We start from the raw sequence: 16,862 nt of genomic DNA, 5'->3' as shown, positions 1-16,862 counted from the left end.
TCAAGCCCTCTCGTGAGGCGGTGGGGTGGAGTCGTCGGCCGAGGTGACGTCGGCGAGGGTGTCTGAGGTGCCGGTCGGCCGGAGTCCGGCGTCCGCGGCGGGGATGAGGCTCGTGACGATGTCGATGATGCGGGCGCGGTCCGCCTGCTCGAGGACGCGGAAGGTGCTGTCCGCGATCACCGTCGGGACGGGACGCCAGCTCAGGCGGATGAGCCCGCCCGGCTCGACGACCCGGTCGATCGTGAGGTTGGTCTGGTCGACGCCGACGATGCTCGTCGCCGGGATGAACGTCGGCCGCTCCCCCGGGACGTCGATGACGACTCCGGCGGCTCCCAGTTCGAGCGTGACCCGGGAACGGTAGCGCAGTCCCTGCAACGCCAGCCGTTCGAGCGGCTGATCGTGCTTCGACGTCGCGACGTAGAGGACCTCGACGGTCAGTGACGGGACCGGTCGCGGGTCGGGGAGCTCTGCGAGGGGACCGACCTGGGCGTCGCGCGCGACGCGGCGTCGCCAGGCGAAGGCCATGAGGGCGAGGATGCCGAGGAGGACGAGGGCGACGAGGACGGCCGCGAGGATCCGCCCGTCCATCAGCGCTCGACCTCCGCGGATCGCGCGGCGCGGCGTGCTGCCGCCGCGACCTGCTCCGTCGGGAGCACGGCGCCGTCCAGGACGGTCGCGTAGCCACGGTGGAAGGTGGCGACGACGCGGCCGGGCAGCTCCAGGCCGAGGTAGGGCGAATTCACGCCCTTGCCGGCAAGGTCGGCCGTGCCGAACGGACGGGTGGCGGCGGTGTCGTAGAGCACGACCTCCGCCGGAGCTCCGGCCTCGATCGAAGCCCCCTGCCCGGTGATCCGTCCGATCCTCGCCGGCGTCGCCGAGAGCACCCGGGCGACGTCGTTCCAGTCCAGGAGCCCGGTCGCGACCATCGACGCGTGCACGACGGAGAGGGCGGACTCGAGGCCCACCATGCCGTTCGCGGCGGCGTCCCACTCGCAGTCCTTGGCCTCGACCGGGTGCGGTGCGTGGTCCGTCGCGACGATGTCGATCGTGCCGTCCGCGAGTGCCTCGCGCAGCGCCCGGACGTCCTCCGCCCGTCGCAGGGGCGGGTTCACCTTGTACCGGGCGTCGTAGCTCGCCACCAGCTCCTCCGTGAGCAGCAGGTGGTGCGGCGTGACCTCGGCCGTGACGCGGATGCCTCGGGCCTTCGCCCAGCGGATGACGTCGACGGACCCTGCCGTCGAGACGTGGCAGATGTGGAGGCGGGAACCCACATGCTCGGCGAGGAGGACGTCGCGGGCGATGATCGACTCCTCGGCGACCGCCGGCCACCCGGTGAGCCCGAGTTCGCCGGAGAGGGCGCCCTCGTTCATCTGCGCACCGACGGTGAGCCGGGGTTCCTGCGCGTGCTGGGCGATCACGCCGTCGAAGGCCTTCACGTACTCCAGCGCGCGGCGCATGAGCAGCGGGTCGGACACGCAGAGACCGTCGTCCGAGAAGACCCGGACCTCGGCACGTGAGGAGGCCATGGCGCCGAGTTCGGCGAGCCGCTCTCCGGCGAGGCCGACCGTCACGGCACCGATCGGCTGCACCGTCGCGTACCCGGCGCGTTCACCGAGCGACTGTTCCTGCTCGACGACCCCGGCCGTGTCGGCCACCGGCGAGGTGTTGGCCATCGCGAACACCGCGGTGAAGCCGCCGGCGGCTGCGGCACGCGTACCGGTGAGCACCGTCTCGCTCTGCTCGAACCCGGGTTCCCGGAGATGCGTGTGGAGGTCGACGAGCCCGGGGAGAGCAAGGAGGCCGCCTGCATCGACGACGGTCGCGCCGACGGCGCTCAGCCCGGAGCCGCGTTCCGCGATCCGTCCGTCGCGCAGGAGGAGGTCGGTGCGTGTCCCGTCGGCGAGCGTCGCTCCGGTGATCAGCGTGGCGTCGTGATTCGAAGTGGGCTCAGACACGGGTGGATTCCTCTCGATCGCCGGACAGCAGCAGGTACAACGCGGCCATCCGGACCGACACCCCGTTGGCGACCTGTTCGAGGACGGTCGACCGGGGTGAGTCGGCTGCCCCGGACGAGATCTCCAGACCGCGGTTCATCGGCCCGGGGTGCATGACAATGCTAGCCGGATCGAGGCGGGCGAGTCGCTCGTCGTCGAGCCCCCAGCGCCTGGAATACTCCCGGCTGTTCGGGAAAAAGGCGGCGTGCATGCGTTCGGACTGGATCCGGAGCATCATCAGCACGTCGGGACGCTGGGCGATCGCGTCGTCCAGGTCGTAGCGGACGGTGGCCGGCCACGGGCCGAGGTCCACCGGAAGCAGTGTCGGCGGGGCGACGAGGGTCACCTCGGCGCCGAGCGTGTCGAGCAGCCAGACGTTCGAGCGGGCGACCCGGGAATGCAGGATGTCGCCGACGATCGTCACCGCCACCCCGTCGAGCGCGCGACCGCGGGAACGCTCGCCGTGGAGGCGCTTGCGCATCGTGAACGCGTCCAGGAGGGCCTGCGTCGGGTGCTCGTGCGTCCCGTCCCCCGCGTTCAGGATGCCTGCGTCGATCCACCCGCTGTCGGCGAGGGTCTGCGGCGCACCGGAGGCGGAGTGTCGGATCACGACGGCGTCGGCGTGCATCGCGGCGAGGGTCTGTGCGGTGTCCTTGAGGCTCTCGCCCTTCGAGACGCTCGACCCCTTCGCGCTGAAGGTGATGACGTCTGCGGACAGCCGTTTTGCGGCAGCCTCGAACGAGATGCGCGTGCGGGTCGAGTCCTCGAAGAAGAGGTTGACGACCGTCTTCCCACGGAGGGTCGGGAGCTTGCGGACCTCACGGAACTGCGTCTCGGCCATGTCCTCCGCGACGTCGAGGATCTCGATCGCCTCGTCGCGGGTGAGGGTCTTCGTCGACAGCAGGTGCCTCATTCGCCGCTCCCCTCGATCGTCACGGAGTCGTCACCGTCGAACTCGGTGAGCCGGACGAAGATGCGCTCCGCCTGCGAGGAGGGCAGGTTCTTCCCCACGAAGTCGGGCCGGATCGGGAGCTCGCGGTGCCCGCGGTCGACGAGCGCGGCGAGCCGCACGACGCGCGGGCGGCCCAGGTCGGTCAACGCGTCGAGTGCGGCGCGGATGGTGCGTCCCGAGTACAGGACGTCGTCGACGAGGACGACCGTGCGCCCGTCGATCCCCTGCGGCGGCAGTGTCGTGGGCTGCGGTGCACGGGTCGGGTGTTTCGCCAGGTCGTCGCGGTACATCGTGACGTCGAGTGCACCCGAGACGATGGTCGCGCCCGAGATCGAGGAGATCGTGGCGGCGATCCGCTTCGCGAGGATGACCCCGCGCGTCGGGATGCCGAGGATCACGAGGTCGTCTGCTCCGCGGTTGGACTCGAGGATCTCGTGGGAGATCCGAGTCAACGCCCGCGCGATGTCAGCTTCGTGCAGCACGGTACGTGCGCTCATCGCCGACTCCCTTCTCCGCCTCTCTGGACGGTCTTAAAGGTTGTCTTGGTCAACACCCGAGCCTAGCAGTCGGATCAGGCCTCGTAGAGCTCCAACGGGAGGCCGTCGGGATCGAAGAAGAACAGCATCTTGCGCGAGGTGTGCGGGTCGATCCGGACGTCTTCGACGCGGACACCCAGCTCGACCAGCCGCGCGTGGCCGGCGTCGACGTCGTCGACGGCGAAGGCGAGGTGCCGCAGCCCGAGCGCTTCGGGCCCGGATGCGCGCGCCGGCGGGTCAGGGAAGGAGAACAACTCGATGAGGTACTCACCGTTCAGGGCGAGGTCGCCCATCCAGGAGTCGCGCTCGGCCCGGTACACCTCGGTGAGCAGCTCGCAGCCGAGCACCGAGGTGTAGAAGCGCTTGGAGCGCTCGTAGTCGCTGGCGATGATCGCGATGTGGTGCACGCGCTTCAGCGGCAGGGCTGCACCGGTCTCGTCGCTCATCGTCACCGCGGGTTGATCTGCGAGATCTTGCCGAGCAGGCCGTTGATGAAGCCGGCCGAGTCGTCGGTCGACAGCGTCTTGGCCGCCTCGACCGCTTCGTCGATGGCGACGCCGTGCGGCACCTCGTCGTTGAACAGGATCTCCCAGATCGCGATCCGGAGGATGGCCCGGTCGACCGTGGGCATCCGCGCGAGCGTCCAGCCCTGCGCGTACGTCTCGATCTGCTCGTCGATCTCTTCGGCGTGGTCACCGACGCCGTCGACGATCTCCCTCGCATACAACCACGAGGCCTGGCGGTCGGGCTCGCTGACGGCGCGAGACGCCTCCGCGGACAGGACTTCAGCGAGGGTCTGCTGACGGACGTCGGCCTGGTACAGCAGATCGAGGGCGCGCTTGCGCGCCTTGGTACGAGCGCTCACTCGTTGACGCGACCGAGGTAGTCACCCGTACGGGTGTCGACCTTGACCTTGGTGCCGGTCTCGAGGAAGAGCGGGACCTGGATCTCGTAGCCGGTCTCGACGGTCGCCGGCTTCGTGCCACCGGTCGAGCGGTCGCCCTGGAGCCCGGGTTCCGTGTAGGTGACCTCGAGGATGACCGACGCAGGGAGTTCGACGTACAGCGGGTTGCCGTTGTTGAGCGCGACCGTGACGTCCTGGTTCTCGAGGAGGAAGTTCTTGGTGTCGCCGACGACGACGGCGGGGATGGTGATCTGGTCGTAGTCGCTCTTGTCCATGAAGACGAAGGAGTCGCCGTCCGCGTACAGGTAGGTGAAGTCGCGGCGGTCGACGTTCTCGACGTCGATCTTCGTACCGGCGTTGTACGTCTTGTCGACGACCTTGCCGGTCATGATGTTCTTCATCTTGGTGCGGACGAACGCGCCACCCTTGCCCGGCTTGACGTGCTGGAACTCGATCACCGTCCAGAGCTGCCCGTCGATGTTCAGGACGATGCCGTTCTTGATGTCAGCGGTAGAAGCCATGCGCGAGAATGTCCGTTCGTGGAAAGTGTGCGGCCGGATACGACCCAACGAACGAGTGTAACCGCTGCGAGGACCCGTGACCAACGCGCCCGCGGTGGATCATGGCGCCGCGCACCTCACTCGGCGCTGCGGCGCACCACGAGGTCGAGGGCGAGGCGGTACGAGTCGAAGCCGAAACCGGCGATCACGCCGGTCGCGACACCGGAGATCACGCTCGTGTGACGGAAGGCCTCGCGGGCGTGCGGATTCGAGAGGTGCACCTCGACGAGCAGGAGGCCAGCCTTCGTGACCATCGCCGCCGCGTCACGGAGCCCGTAGCTGTAGTGGGTGAACGCCGCGGGGTTGAGGATCACGGACGTGCCGGAGTCGACGGCCTCGTGGAGCCAGCCGATCAGCTCGCCTTCGTCGTCCGTCTGACGCAGGTCGATCCGCGTCCCGTCGCCCGCGTCGGCCTCGAGCACCGTGCGCAGCGTAACGAGGTCGGCCGAGCCGTAGACGTCGGGTTCACGGCTGCCGAGGCGTCCGAGGTTCGGTCCGTTGAGGACGAGCACGGTGGTCATGAGTCGAGGGTATCCGTTCGGGACGAGCGCTCGCGGAGCGCACCGGCGTCGGTCAGGAGCCGATCTCCTGGTAGGCGGCGAAGAGCAGCGAGGTCTCGGGCCCCTGGAGGACGGTCGGCTTGGCGAGGTCGTCGAGCACGATGAACCGCAACATCGAACCGCGCGTCTTCTTGTCGCGCTGCATCGTCGCGAGCAGCGTGTTCCAGCGGCCCACCGGATAGGCGATCGGCAGGCTGAGGAGCTCCAGGACGCGACGGTGGCGGTCGACGACCTCGTCCGACAGTCGGCCGGCGAGGCGGGACAGCTCGGCGACGTACATCATGCCGATCGCCACCGCGGCACCGTGTCGCCACTGATACCGCTCGGCGTGCTCGATGGCGTGCCCGAGCGTGTGCCCGTAGTTGAGGATCTCGCGAAGGCCCTGCTCGGTGAAGTCCTCGCTGACGACGTCGGCCTTCATCCGGATCGCGAGCTCGATGCAGCGGCGGAAGGCGGGTGTCTCGGGGTCGGTCGCGGCGTCGACGTCGGCCTCGATGAGATCGAGGATCTCCGCGTAGCGGATGAACCCGGCCTTGGCCACCTCGGCGAACCCGGCGAGGATCTCGTTCTTCGGGAGGGTGTCGAGCGTGTCGAGATCGCAGACGACGGCTGCCGGGGCGTAGAAGGCGCCGACGAGGTTCTTGCCTTCCGCGGTGTTGATGCCCGTCTTGCCGCCCACGGCCGCGTCGACCATGCCGAGGACCGTCGTGGGGACCTGCACGAGTCGGACGCCGCGCAGCCAGGTGGCGGCGACGAAGCCTGCGAGGTCGGTGACGGCGCCACCGCCGAACCCGATGACCGCGTCGGAGCGCGTGAAGTCCGCCTGGCCGAGGACTCCCCAGCAGAACGCGGCCACCTCGACCCGTTTCCCGGCCTCGGCGTCCGGCACCTCGGCGAGCAGCACCTGGTACCGGTCGCTCAGGGTCTCGCGCAGTTTGGCAGCCTTCTCGCCCAGCGTCGCCGGGTGGACGATGAGGACCCGCTGCACGCCGGTCCCGAGGGCGTCGACGAGCACGTCCTCCAGCCCTCTCCCGATCGTGATGGGGTACGGGGAGGATCCCGTCACCTCGATGACGGTCCGCTCGGTCGGGGTGGTCGGTTCGGTGCTCATGCAGGCTCCTTCACCCAGGCGACGAGCTCGTCGACGATGCCTGAGATGGGTCGGTGCGAGGTGTCGAAGGTGACATCCGCGAGTCGTTCGTACACGGGACGCCGGGCGGCGGCGATGCGCGACCACGCGCCGGGGTCGTCACGGAGGAGTGGACGCTTGTCGAGGTTGGCTCGTGCCAGCACGGCCTCTTCGGTCACCGTCAACAGCACGACGCGTGCATCGGCGAGCTGAAGCTGCGTGTCCTCGTCGAGCACCGCTCCCCCGCCGAGCGACACGATCGCCGACTGCTCGAGTGCGGCGGCGACCGCCGCCCGCTCCAGCGCGCGGAAGTGGGCCTCGCCGTGTCGCTCGAAGATGCGCGCGATCGCGCCGTGCTCGCCGGAGACGACGTTGTCGGTGTCGACGAACGGCAGACCGAGGCGCTTCGCCAGCTGCTTGCCGACCCGGCTCTTCCCCGATCCCATCGGTCCGATGAGGACGACGGGGAGTCGGAGATCGGCGGCCTGCTCAGGCATCGGCGCTGGAGGCGTGGTCGCCTCGCGTGCGCAGGTTCGACGGGATCGCTGCCAGGTATCCGTCGAGGTTGCGCTTCGTCTCGGGGACGGAGTCGCCACCGAACTTCTCGAGCACCGCTTCGGCGAGGACCAGGGCCACCATCGCCTCGGCCACGACACCGGAGGCCGGGACCGCGCAGACGTCCGAGCGCTGGTGGTGCGCGGTGGCGGCCTCGCTCGTCGCGACGTCGACCGTGCGGAGCGAGTGCGGGACGGTCGCGATCGGCTTCATGCCGGCGCGGACGCGGAGGACGGTACCGGTGGTCATGCCACCCTCGGTGCCGCCGGCGCGGTCGCTCTGCCGGGCGATGCCGTCGCTCTCCTGGACGAGCTCGTCGTGGGCCGCGGAACCGCGACGCGTCGTCGTGAGGAAGCCGTCGCCGACCTCCACACCCTTGATGGCCTGGATGCCCATGAGCGCTGCCGCGAGGCGTGCGTCGAGTCGGCGGTCCCAGTGGACGTAGGAGCCGAGTCCCGGTGGGAGTCCGTAGGCCAGGACCTCCACGATGCCGCCGAGGGTGTCGCCGTCCTTCTTGGCCGCGTCGACCTCGGCGACCATGCGCTCCGAGGTCGCCTTGTCGAAGCAGCGCAGCGGATCGGCGTCGAGCGCGTCGACGTCGGCCGGGACCGGCAGCGGGCTGTCTTCGGGGACGCGCACCGGGCCGATCGACAGCGTGTGGCTGACGAGGGTGATGCCCAGCTCGCCGAGGAAGGAGCGCGCGACGGCGCCGAGGGCGACGCGCGCAGCGGTCTCGCGTGCGCTGGCGCGTTCGAGCACGGGACGCGCTTCGTCGAAGCCGTACTTCTGCATGCCCGTCAGGTCGGCGTGGCCGGGACGCGGACGGGTGAGCGCGGCGCTGCGGCCACGCGACTTGTCGGAGATCTCGGTCGGCTCGGGGCTCATGACCTCGGCCCACTTCGGCCACTCGGTGTTGCCGATGCGGATCGCGATCGGGCTGCCCATGGAGAAGCCGTGGCGGACGCCGCCGGACAGGTTGAGCTCGTCCTCCTCGAACTTCATGCGGGATCCTCGGCCGTAGCCGAGCTTCCGTCGGGCGAGGTCGGCGCGGACGCCGTCCATGGAGATGGGGACGCCGGACGGGAGTCCCTCGAGGACGGCGATGAGTTCCGGGCCGTGAGACTCTCCGGCAGTGAGCCAACGAAGCATGGTCCTATCCTTCCATAGAGCCGGGACGCGATCGTGCGCCTTCGGTCGACGGCCCGGCGGGTGTGCAGGTGGGCGACGGATGCGTCCGGAGCGGTCAGTGCCAGGCGACCGGCGCCCCGGTGTGATCGAGGTGGACCGTGTCGAGCATCGCCCCGAGCACCGTCGTCTCGTCGTCGAGCGGCAGGAGCGGATCGCCGAGGACGAAGATCCGGACCTGGAGCAACGCCTGGTGCACGAGCATCGACAGCCCGCTGAGGACCGACCCGCCGGCCTGCGACCAGGCCTCCGCGAGCACGCTCGGCCACGGGTCGTACGCGACGTCGAGGAGGAGCGCGCCTGGAGCATGGGACAGGACCGGACCCGGTTCGGTGAGGGCGCCGCCCGGAAGGGTGCTGATCACGAGTGGTGCGTCAGGCGTCTCACCGTCGAACGGCCCTGAGGCGAACCGCAGCCCCAGCCGGCCGGCGAGGTCCTCGAGTGGTCGCGCCTGGGCCGGTCGTCGGAGCGCCACGTGGACGTGCTCGGCACCGAGGTCCGCCGCCGCCATGATCGCCGAGGAAGCCGTCGCTCCCCCGCCCAGGACGACCGCGGACGCGATCGTGTCGACACCGGCCGCCCCGATCGCGCGGACGATACCGCCGACGTCGGTGTTGAACCCCTCGATCCGACGGGATCCGTCATCGGCTCGTCGGAGACGCAGCGTGTTGACCGCCCCGGTCTCGGTTGCGGCGCGGTCGGCCACGTCGGCCAGCTCGAGCGCGCGATGCTTCAGTGGCATGGTCAGCGAGAGCCCCCGCCAGTCCGAGCCGAGGTCGTCGAGGAAGGCCGAGAGCTCAGCCGCCTCGAGTTCGTGGCGACCGTAGTCCCAGTCGAGCCCCAGCACCCGGTAGGCGGCCTCATGCAGTGCCGGCGACTTGGAGTGGGCGATGGGCGCGCCGAGCACGGCGAGCCGCGGCTGCCCGTCCTGGCCGTGACCCGGCCCTGTTCCACGCATGTGCGCCATGCTCCCGCTACTGGTACTCGGGGTGCTCGTCCATCCAGGACAGCCACTTGTCGACCGCGGCCTCGTGCTCCTCCTGGGTGGTGGAGAAGATCGTCTCACCGGAATCGAGGTTCCAGGTGACGAAGTAGAGCCAGGGGCCGTCGGCCGGGTGCAGCGCGGCATCGATCGCGAGGTCGCCCGGGTTCGAGATCGGTCGCACGACCATGCCCGGATGGACGTAGGTGTTGTACGGGTTCGAAGCGTCGGCGCGCTCGGCGTCCGTGGTCGACACCCGGTGGGTGTTGCCCGTCCCGTACGCGACCGTCGCGTCGGACTGCAGCAGACCGCTCTCCCACTGGGCCGGGTCCAGCCGGTTGAGGAAGACCCGCGACACCTTGTAGTAGTCGTCGCGGAGGCCCGCCTCCTTCTGGATGAGCGAGGCCAGGACGATGGTCTTCCAGCGGTCCTCGGGCTTCACCCCGGCGTCGTCGAGCGCCTGGAACGACCGGTTCACGAGGGTCTGGAGGACGGCGTGCGCATCGCCGCCGTCGGGGAGGCTGTAGGTCGCCGGGAAGAGGAACCCCTCGAGCGAGGTCGCCTCTGCGGGGAGACCGAAGGACGCGACGTCGGCGGCCGCCGCCTGGAGTTCCTCCAGCGGGATGCCGGTGCCCTCCGCGATCGACGGCAGGGCGTCCTGCTCAGCGGTGCCCTCGGGGATGACGAAGGTGTCCTCCATGCGGTTCGCCTCATCGGTCAGGGCCGCAAGGGCGGACTTGGCGCTCATCTTGAGCTTCAGCTTGTAGGCGCCAGGGAAGAACTCCGGCTGGGTGGGCTGTGCGAGGAGGAGGTCGTAGAAGGCGTCGAACGACTTCGTGACCCCCGCGTCGTGCAGGCTCGTCGCGATGTCCTCGCCGATGTCGCCCTCGTTGACCATGACGACGGCCTCGCCGCTGCCGGCACCCTCGTAGTCGTTCGGTTCCTCCCAGCCGAGGACCTTGCGGATCTGCGGCTCGTAACTCGTCCACACGACCGCGGCGCACGCGACGAGACCCCCGACGACCACGATGGACACGATGAGCGCGATGAGCCCGCGACGACCACGACGGCGCTTCGGCGGTTCCCCGCCGGCCAGCGCACGACGGCGCCCCCGATGGATCGGCTGCGGCCCGCTGTCGTTCGCCGTGTCGTCCTCAGCGAGCAGGTCCTCGAACGCGGGGATGGTCATGGTCCTGGCCCGGGACACCGAGGAGTCGGTGTCGTCCGACTCAGGTGCACGCGAGGTCGGCGCGCTCAAGGGTGTGGCGCTCGCGGCCGGTTCGCCGACGCTGGAGTGACCGGACGACGCGGCGGTCGAGGGGGCGTCGACGGACGTGGCGTCGACCGATCTGGAACCGGCCGGGGCCGGTTCGGCCGTGTCGCTCGCGGCGTCTTCATCGACGGGCTCGGGCGGCGTCGAGGCGGCTTCGGCGGCCTCCCGCCGCTGACGTGCCTCGCGTCGGGACAGTGGCACCGGCTGGTCCCCCGCGGCGTTCCGTTCGGACGTGAAGAGGTCGGCGAGCGGATCGTCTGCTGGGTTGTTCTGAGGTGTCAGATTCGACACAGGCACGTCCTGTTCACGGGTCGACGGGGCTTCCGGGGGGTCGCCCCGAACCGCGTTCGGCGTCGAGGGCGTACTGCAAGAGTATGACGGCCGCCACCTGATCGACAATCGAGCGCGTCTGCTTCTGTCGTTTCCCAGCGGAGCGCAAGGCGCCGTGGGCGGTCACCGTCGTCAGCCGCTCGTCGACGAGACGGGCCGGGACACCGGTGATCGACCTGAGCCGGGCGGCGAACTCCCGGGCGTCCTGTGTGGACGCCGTGTCCTTCCCCGACAGGGCGATCGGGAGACCGACGACGAGCTCCACGGCGCCGAGTTCTTCGGCGATGACCGCGATCGCCCGGATGTCGGCGTCGCCGCCCAGGTCCCGTGGGACCGTCTCCACCGGCGTGGCCAACAGGCCGTCGGGATCGCTTCTCGCGACCCCGACCCTGGCCTTCCCGACGTCGATCCCGAGTCGGACACCGCGACGGAACCCGTCCGTCATGTCAGGCGATCTCGCGGGCGATCGCCGCGAGGGCGTCGCCGAGCGCGGTGGCGTCGACGCCGCCACCCTGTGCGAGGTCGTCCTTCCCACCGCCGTTGCCGCCGAGGACGCCGGCCGCGACCCGGACGAGGACGCCTGCCTTGAGTCCGGCGTCGCGGGCACCCTGGTTCGTCGCGACGACGATCGCGGGCTTCCCGCCGACGACCGCGCCCAGGGCGACGACCGCCGGGCTCGCGCCGAGCTGCTCGCGGAGCTGCGTGACGAGCGTCCTGACGTCGTTCGGTGACCCGAGCTCGCCCAGGTGCTCGGCGACGAGCGACACCGGGCCGACGCGGTGAGCGGTCTGCGCCAGTGCCGGGAGACGTTCGCTCAGCCCACGGGCTTCGAACGCGGCGATCTTCTTCTCAGCCGCCTTGAGGTTCGCGACGAGTTCCGCGATGCGGTCGGGCAGCTGTTCCTTCGGCGTCTTGAGGCTGCCGGAGAGCTGTGACACGAGCGCACGCTCGGCGACGAGGTCGCGGAAGGCCTCGAGTCCGACGAGCGACTCCACCCGACGGTTCGTCGAGCCGACGGACGATTCGCTGACCAGGTTGATCAACCCGATCTCGGCGCTGGAGGTGACGTGGGTGCCCGCACACAGCTCACGCGACCACGGCCCGCCGATGTCGACGACGCGGACGGTCTCGCCGTACTTCTCGCCGAACAGTGCCATGGCGCCGAGTGCCTTCGCGTCGTCGAGCGCCATCTCGCGGGTGGTCACCTGCAGGTTGTCGCGGATGGCGTTGTTGGAGATCTCCTCGATCTCCGACTTCGTCGCCGGCGACAGCGGCTGGTTCCAGGTGAAGTCGAGCCGCAGGTACCCGGCCTTGTTCGACGAACCGGACTGGTGGGCGCTGTCGCCCAGCACCTGCCGCAGAGCGGCGTGGATGATGTGCGTGCCGGAGTGCGCCTGCTGCGCGCCGCGGCGGTAGCTCGCGTCGACGATGGTCGTCGCCGGTGCGTCAACGCCCACCTCGCCCTGGCTCACCTGCACCTTGTGCGCGATGAGACCCTTCACCGGCTTCTGGACGTCGAGCACCTCGAGCTCGTATCCGGGTCCGACGATGACGCCCTGGTCGGCCTCCTGCCCGCCGGACTCGGCGTACAGCGAGGTCTCCGCCAGGATCACCTCGGCGATGTCACCGGCGACCGCGCGCTGCACCGGGTGGCCGCCGACGATGATGCCGAGGATGCGACTCTCGGTCTCGAGCTCGGTGTAGCCGGTGAACACGGTCTCGCCCTTGGCGCGGATGTCGCTGTAGACCGAGAGGTCGGCGAGGACGCTCTTCTTCGCCTTCGCGTCGGCCTTCGCGCGCTGGCGCTGGGCGGTCATGAGCGAATCGAACGCGTCTCGGTCGACGGAGAGGCCGGCCTCCTCCGCGATCTCGAGGGTCAGGTCGATGGGGAACCCGTAGGTGTCGTGCAGGAGGAACGCGGAATCCCCGGCGAGGGCCGTCCGGCCTGTGCCCTTGGTCTGCTCGAGCGCGAGGTCGAGGATGGTCGTGCCGCTGGCCAGTGTCCGGAGGAAGGTCTCCTCCTCGGCGTAGGCGCTCTGCGAGATCCGGCCGAAGTCGGTCTCGACCTCGGGGTAGGCGGCCTTCATGGCGTCGCGCGACGCGGAGAACAGCTCGGGGAACGTCGCGGTGTCGACGCCGAGGAGACGCATCGCACGGACGGTCCGTCGCATGAGGCGGCGGAGGATGTACCCGCGTCCCTCGTTCGACGGCGTGATGCCGTCGCTCATGAGCATGAGCGAGGAACGCACGTGGTCGGCAATGACGCGCATCCGGACGTCGTCGTCGTGGTCGGCGCCGTAGCGACGGCCGCTCAACTCGGCGGCGCGATCGAGGACCGGGCGCACCTGGTCGATCTCGTACATGTTCTCGACGCCCTGCTTGAGGAAGGCCACCCGCTCGAGCCCCATGCCGGTGTCGATGTTCTTCTTCGGGAGTTCGCCGACGATGTCGAAGTCGACCTTGCCGCGGACGTTCTCGATCAGGTACTGCATGAACACGAGGTTCCAGATCTCGACGTACCGGTCGTCGTCGGTCGCCGGGCCGCCGTCGGCGCCGTACGCGGGACCGCGGTCGAAGAAGATCTCCGAGCACGGGCCGGCCGGTCCTGGCTGACCCGTCGACCAGTAGTTCGTGTCCTTATCGAGCCGCTGGATGCGGTGCTCGGGGAGCCCTGCGACGCGCTTCCAGAGGTCGATCGCCTCGTCGTCGTCCTTGTACACGGTGACCCAGAGGTCCTTCTCGTCGAAGGCGAGTCCGCCGCTCGACTCACTGCCGGTCAGGAGCTCCCACGCGTAGGTGATCGCCCCCTCCTTGAAGTAGTCGCCGAAGGAGAAGTTGCCGTTCATCTGGAAGAAGGTGCCGTGCCGGGGCGTCTTGCCCACCTCTTCGATGTCGTTGGTGCGGATGCACTTCTGGACGCTCGTGGCGCGGTCGAACGGCGCGGGGACCACACCGGTGAGGTACGGCACGAACGGCACCATGCCGGCGACCGTGAAGAGGAGCGAGGGGTCGTCGCTGACGAGGGAGGCGGAGGGGACGACGGTGTGCCCCCGATCGCCGAAGAAGGTGAGCCAGCGGGAGCGGATGTCAGCGGTGTCCATGGTGTCCGTACGTCAGGGGTGTGCGTGTCGATGTTCGTGCGCTGCGGCGATGCCCGTCCGGGCGTGCCGCTACGGCTTGGTGAGGTCTTCTGCGGCGTCCTCGACGCGCGCGACGACGGTCTCCGCCGTGTCGCGCAGCTGCGCCTCGCGCTCCTTGTAGGCGTCGCCGACGGTGTCGGTGAACTCCCTGACGCGTGAGTCCAGCTCGGAGAAGAACCGCTTGCCGGACTGTGTCTTGTTGATCTCGTGGGCGACGACGAAGCCGGCGCCGATGCCGACGATCAGCCAGAACACGTTCTTCATGGGGAACTCCTCATCTGCGGTGCGACCACCCGGGCGTCGCCGGGCGTACCAAGCATCCATCGTAGTCGAGCGCGGTGGACCGATGGCGTCGTACGACGACGAAGAGGCACCGGCCGGAGCCGATGCCTCTTCGTGTGGTGCCCGGAGCCGGGCCGCAGTTCTAGCGGGCTGCGTAGTACTCGACGACGAGCTGCACTTCACAGGTCACGGGGACCTCGGCGCGCTTCGGGCGACGCTCGAGACGTGCCTGGAGCTTGTCGAGCTCGACCGAGAGGTACGCGGGCACCTTCGGCAGGACGTCGACGTGACCGCCGGCAGCGGCGACCTGGAAAGGCTCGGTGCCCTCGGAGCGCGGCTTAACGTGGATGAGCTGACCCGGCTTCACGCGGAAGGACGGGCGGTCGACGAGCTGGCCGTCGACCATGATGTGGCGGTGCACGACCATCTGGCGGGCCTGAGCCGTGGTGCGGGCGAAGCCGGCACGGAGGACGAGCGCGTCGAGACGGGTCTCGAGGATCTCGACGAGGTTCTCACCCGTCAGGCCCTGGGTGCGACGTGCCTCCTGGAAGGCGATCTTGAGCTGAGCCTCGCGGATGCCGTACTGGGCGCGCAGACGCTGCTTCTCGCGCAGACGGACGGCGTAGTCGCTGTCGGCCTTGCGCTTGGTGCGGCCGTGCTCACCGGGAGCGTAGGGACGCTTCTCGAGGTACTTGGCGGCCTTCGGGGTGAGGGCGATGCCGAGTGCCCGCGAGAGGCGGGTCTTGCTGCGGGTACGTGACTTGGTAGACACGGTTTCCTTTCGATGAAGTCTCAAACGATGAATGACCGGCGCGAAGACGCGTCGGTGATCCGGAATCACACCGGACAAAGTCAGAGGGGTCCGCCGGGGCTGTTCGGCTACAGAACACGCCCGTCGAACACGGTGATCGAGCAGCCGCGCAGTCACACCGGTTCTAGGCGGATCAATACTAGCACGATGTGCCCCGGTCGCCGGGCCGCCGTGACCAGACGATCACTCGCCCCGGACGATCTTCCGGAGTTTGTCCAACCGCGCCGAGATGTCGCGTTCGTGGCCGTGGTCGGTGGGCTGGTAGTACCGGACGTCGCGCAGCTCGTCGGGCAGGTACTGCTGGGCGACGACGCCGATCGGGTGGTCGTGCGGGTAGCGGTAGCCCTTGCCGTGTCCGAGGCGCTTGGCGCCCGCGTAGTGGGCGTCGCGCATCGGCTTCGGAACACGTCCGAAGGCTCCGGCCCTGACGTCGGCGATGGCCTGGTCGATGGCGACGTAGGCCGCGTTCGACTTGGCGGCGGTGGCCAGGTACACCACGGCCTCGGCGAGCGGGATGCGACCCTCGGGCATGCCGATGAACTGGACGGCGTCGGCGGCCGCCACGGCGATGGGCAGCGCCTGCGGGTCGGCGATGCCGATGTCCTCGGCCGCGGAGATGATGATGCGGCGGGCGATGAAGCGCGGGTCCTCCCCCGCCTCGATCATCCGAGCGAGGTAGTGCAGCGCGGCGTCGACGTCGGATCCGCGGATGCTCTTGATGAACGCGCTGATGACGTCGTAGTGCTCGTCGCCGTTGCGGTCGTATCGGAGCAGGGCTCGGTCGACCGCCTGCGAGACGAGCTCGTCGGTGATGACGGGGCCGCGGGGCGCCCGCGTCGCGGTGTCGGAGTCGTCGTCCACCCCGTCTTCGTCGTCTTCGTCGTCCTCATCGCCGACGTCGAGGAGGCCCGCATCGTCGAGATCGAGCTCATCGGGGTCGACCGGAGCGCCGAGATCGGAGTCGGCGGCGATCGCGGCGGCCTCGAGCGCCGTCAGGGCACGTCGGGCATCGCCGGATGACAACTGGATGATCGCGGCGCGGGCCTCAGGCGTCACGGTGAAGCGACCGGCCAGGCCACGCGGGTCGGTCACGGCGCGGTCGATGAGGATGCCGAGGTCGTCGTCGCTCAGCTGTTCGAGCGTGAGGAGCAGCGAACGCGACAGCAGCGGGGAGATGACGGAGAACGACGGGTTCTCGGTCGTCGCGGCGACCAGGATGACCCAGCCGTTCTCCACGCCGGGGAGCAGGGCGTCCTGCTGGGCCTTCGTGAACCGGTGGATCTCGTCGAGGAAGAGGACGGTCGAGCTGCCGTAGAGGTCGCGGCTCGACATCGCCTCCTCCATGACCTGCCGGACGTCCTTGACGCCCGCCGTCACTGCCGAGAGCTCCACGAACCGGCGGCCGGAGCTGTGCGCGATGGCCTGCGCCAGCGTCGTCTTCCCGGTGCCCGGAGGACCCCAGAGGATGACCGACACGGCCGCCTGCGTCCCCTCGTTGTCGCTCGCCAGGCGAACGAGCGGCGAGCCGGGACGGAGCAGGTGCTGCTGGCCGGCGACCTCCTCGAGGCTGCGGGGCCGCATGCGCACCGCGAGCGGGACCGGTGCGCCGGCGATGCCGGGTCCTCGACTGAACATTCCACCAGGCTAGCCGCAGCCTGCGACACGCGGA

The 16,862-nt window shown here is 69.6% G+C and carries 17 protein-coding genes and 1 pseudogene; all 18 read right to left on the bottom strand.

Features of this window, described 5'->3' with window-relative positions:
- Positions 1-588 (bottom strand): hypothetical protein, encoded by a 588-nt coding sequence (locus tag BIU99_RS05625; RefSeq protein WP_071260165.1) that lies wholly within the window; start codon positions 586-588, stop codon positions 1-3.
- The gene (locus BIU99_RS05620) at positions 588-1,955 is read right to left on the bottom strand and encodes a dihydroorotase (RefSeq protein WP_071260163.1); all 1,368 of its coding nucleotides are present in this window, start codon (positions 1,953-1,955) and stop codon (positions 588-590) included. Before BIU99_RS05620 ends, BIU99_RS05625 begins: the two co-directional genes overlap by 1 nt.
- Positions 1,948-2,907 carry an aspartate carbamoyltransferase catalytic subunit gene (locus tag BIU99_RS05615; RefSeq protein ID WP_071260160.1) on the bottom strand — a complete coding sequence of 320 codons (960 nt, stop codon included), beginning with the start codon at positions 2,905-2,907 and terminating at the stop codon, positions 1,948-1,950. The genes BIU99_RS05620 and BIU99_RS05615 overlap by 8 nt, the downstream gene beginning before the upstream one ends.
- A pseudogene (gene pyrR / locus BIU99_RS05610) lies at positions 2,904-3,449 on the bottom strand (bifunctional pyr operon transcriptional regulator/uracil phosphoribosyltransferase PyrR); the annotation flags it as partial. The pseudogene pyrR and the gene BIU99_RS05615, both read right to left, overlap by 4 nt.
- Positions 3,450-3,517: 68 nt before the next feature.
- Positions 3,518-3,928 carry a VOC family protein gene (locus tag BIU99_RS05605; RefSeq protein ID WP_071260157.1) on the bottom strand — a complete coding sequence of 137 codons (411 nt, stop codon included), beginning with the start codon at positions 3,926-3,928 and terminating at the stop codon, positions 3,518-3,520.
- Positions 3,929-3,930: 2 nt separating this feature from the next.
- Positions 3,931-4,347: a transcription antitermination factor NusB gene (nusB, locus tag BIU99_RS05600; RefSeq protein ID WP_064293834.1), complete on the bottom strand. Its 417-nt coding sequence runs from the start codon at positions 4,345-4,347 to the stop codon at positions 3,931-3,933.
- Positions 4,344-4,907, bottom strand: coding sequence for an elongation factor P (gene efp, locus BIU99_RS05595; protein ID WP_056005785.1), 564 nt, complete (start codon positions 4,905-4,907; stop codon positions 4,344-4,346). Before efp ends, nusB begins: the two co-directional genes overlap by 4 nt.
- Positions 4,908-5,023: 116 nt before the next feature.
- The gene (locus tag BIU99_RS05590; protein ID WP_071260154.1) at positions 5,024-5,467 is read right to left on the bottom strand and encodes a type II 3-dehydroquinate dehydratase; all 444 of its coding nucleotides are present in this window, start codon (positions 5,465-5,467) and stop codon (positions 5,024-5,026) included.
- A 52-nt stretch (positions 5,468-5,519) separates the two neighbouring features.
- Positions 5,520-6,617: a 3-dehydroquinate synthase gene (gene aroB, locus BIU99_RS05585; RefSeq protein WP_071260151.1), complete on the bottom strand. Its 1,098-nt coding sequence runs from the start codon at positions 6,615-6,617 to the stop codon at positions 5,520-5,522.
- Positions 6,614-7,132 (bottom strand): shikimate kinase, encoded by a 519-nt coding sequence (locus BIU99_RS05580; RefSeq protein WP_071260148.1) that lies wholly within the window; start codon positions 7,130-7,132, stop codon positions 6,614-6,616. Before BIU99_RS05580 ends, aroB begins: the two co-directional genes overlap by 4 nt.
- On the bottom strand, positions 7,125-8,339 hold the full coding sequence (gene aroC / locus BIU99_RS05575) for a chorismate synthase (protein WP_064293830.1): 1,215 nt from the start codon (positions 8,337-8,339) through the stop codon (positions 7,125-7,127). The genes BIU99_RS05580 and aroC overlap by 8 nt, the downstream gene beginning before the upstream one ends.
- A 94-nt stretch (positions 8,340-8,433) precedes the next feature.
- Positions 8,434-9,333 carry a shikimate dehydrogenase gene (locus BIU99_RS05570; RefSeq protein WP_071260368.1) on the bottom strand — a complete coding sequence of 300 codons (900 nt, stop codon included), beginning with the start codon at positions 9,331-9,333 and terminating at the stop codon, positions 8,434-8,436.
- A gap of 16 nt (positions 9,334-9,349) precedes the next feature.
- The gene (gene mltG / locus BIU99_RS05565) at positions 9,350-10,921 is read right to left on the bottom strand and encodes an endolytic transglycosylase MltG (protein ID WP_254773578.1); all 1,572 of its coding nucleotides are present in this window, start codon (positions 10,919-10,921) and stop codon (positions 9,350-9,352) included.
- Between the two features lie 13 nt (positions 10,922-10,934).
- Positions 10,935-11,405, bottom strand: coding sequence for a Holliday junction resolvase RuvX (ruvX, locus tag BIU99_RS05560; protein WP_064293828.1), 471 nt, complete (start codon positions 11,403-11,405; stop codon positions 10,935-10,937).
- Between the two features lies 1 nt (position 11,406).
- Positions 11,407-14,061, bottom strand: a complete 2,655-nt coding sequence (gene alaS, locus BIU99_RS05555; RefSeq protein WP_071260145.1) for an alanine--tRNA ligase — start codon at positions 14,059-14,061, stop codon at positions 11,407-11,409.
- 69 nt (positions 14,062-14,130) lie between these two features.
- Positions 14,131-14,364 carry a hypothetical protein gene (locus BIU99_RS05550; protein ID WP_064293826.1) on the bottom strand — a complete coding sequence of 78 codons (234 nt, stop codon included), beginning with the start codon at positions 14,362-14,364 and terminating at the stop codon, positions 14,131-14,133.
- Between the two features lie 160 nt (positions 14,365-14,524).
- On the bottom strand, positions 14,525-15,154 hold the full coding sequence (gene rpsD / locus BIU99_RS05545; RefSeq protein WP_064293825.1) for a 30S ribosomal protein S4: 630 nt from the start codon (positions 15,152-15,154) through the stop codon (positions 14,525-14,527).
- Positions 15,155-15,376: 222 nt separating this feature from the next.
- Positions 15,377-16,828, bottom strand: a complete 1,452-nt coding sequence (locus tag BIU99_RS05540) for a replication-associated recombination protein A (RefSeq protein WP_082915828.1) — start codon at positions 16,826-16,828, stop codon at positions 15,377-15,379.
- Positions 16,829-16,862: the final 34 nt, after the last annotated feature.

The sequence above is a fragment of the Plantibacter sp. MMLR14_011 genome (genome assembly GCF_001865025.1).
GTDB lineage: Bacteria > Actinomycetota > Actinomycetes > Actinomycetales > Microbacteriaceae > Plantibacter > Plantibacter flavus_A.
Note: the sequence above shows the minus strand (reverse complement) of the source record. Positions and strands in the feature narration are given on the sequence as shown.

Coding starts and splice junctions, on each gene's coding strand:
- BIU99_RS05590 (WP_071260154.1), bottom strand. CDS start 5,467: ATGACCACCGTGCTCGTCCTCAACGGACCGAACCTCGGACGCCTCGGC.
- aroB (WP_071260151.1), bottom strand. CDS start 6,617: ATGAGCACCGAACCGACCACCCCGACCGAGCGGACCGTCATCGAGGTG.
- BIU99_RS05615 (WP_071260160.1), bottom strand. CDS start 2,907: ATGAGGCACCTGCTGTCGACGAAGACCCTCACCCGCGACGAGGCGATC.
- BIU99_RS05580 (WP_071260148.1), bottom strand. CDS start 7,132: ATGCCTGAGCAGGCCGCCGATCTCCGACTCCCCGTCGTCCTCATCGGA.
- efp (WP_056005785.1), bottom strand. CDS start 4,907: ATGGCTTCTACCGCTGACATCAAGAACGGCATCGTCCTGAACATCGAC.
- BIU99_RS05550 (WP_064293826.1), bottom strand. CDS start 14,364: ATGAAGAACGTGTTCTGGCTGATCGTCGGCATCGGCGCCGGCTTCGTC.
- BIU99_RS05570 (WP_071260368.1), bottom strand. CDS start 9,333: ATGCGTGGAACAGGGCCGGGTCACGGCCAGGACGGGCAGCCGCGGCTC.
- ruvX (WP_064293828.1), bottom strand. CDS start 11,405: ATGACGGACGGGTTCCGTCGCGGTGTCCGACTCGGGATCGACGTCGGG.
- BIU99_RS05605 (WP_071260157.1), bottom strand. CDS start 3,928: ATGAGCGACGAGACCGGTGCAGCCCTGCCGCTGAAGCGCGTGCACCAC.
- aroC (WP_064293830.1), bottom strand. CDS start 8,339: ATGCTTCGTTGGCTCACTGCCGGAGAGTCTCACGGCCCGGAACTCATC.
- BIU99_RS05625 (WP_071260165.1), bottom strand. CDS start 588: ATGGACGGGCGGATCCTCGCGGCCGTCCTCGTCGCCCTCGTCCTCCTC.
- BIU99_RS05540 (WP_082915828.1), bottom strand. CDS start 16,828: ATGTTCAGTCGAGGACCCGGCATCGCCGGCGCACCGGTCCCGCTCGCG.
- alaS (WP_071260145.1), bottom strand. CDS start 14,061: ATGGACACCGCTGACATCCGCTCCCGCTGGCTCACCTTCTTCGGCGAT.